At 55.2% G+C, this 328-nt stretch carries 1 protein-coding gene; it reads left to right on the plus strand.

Translation table 11 applies throughout. From position 1 onward, the window contains the following. Positions 1-207 (plus strand): hypothetical protein (locus tag AB4Y34_RS42205; protein ID WP_368719349.1); only part of this gene is annotated, 207 nt, incomplete at its 5' end. Between the last annotated feature and the right edge of the window lie 121 nt (positions 208-328).

The raw sequence follows: 328 nt of genomic DNA on the forward strand, positions 1-328 counted from the left end.
TCGCAATACGACAAAGACGATGTACTCGATGCCGCCAAGCAAATCGAGGAAAACCGGCTTGGCCTCGTGCTTTCCGGTCACATCAAAAACGGAAAGCTGGTGCTTGATCAAGAAACGCTCGACGCAACCGCAGCGAAGTTCCCTAACGCCGATCGCGCGTTCGTCGCAGTCAACGCGCCCTTCGATCCTTGCTCCCATTCTCTCTAGCAGGCTGTTGAATTTGGGTCCCGTGTAGACGGGGTTTGAGGGACGGGCGTTATGGATATCGTGTTCATGATCTTTGGCAGCGGATGCGATGCGCGGAATGGATGAGATGCAGGAACCCCTG

Origin of the sequence: Paraburkholderia sp. BR10954, from assembly GCF_040965775.1 — a bacterium.
In the GTDB taxonomy this organism is placed as follows: domain Bacteria; phylum Pseudomonadota; class Gammaproteobacteria; order Burkholderiales; family Burkholderiaceae; genus Paraburkholderia; species Paraburkholderia youngii.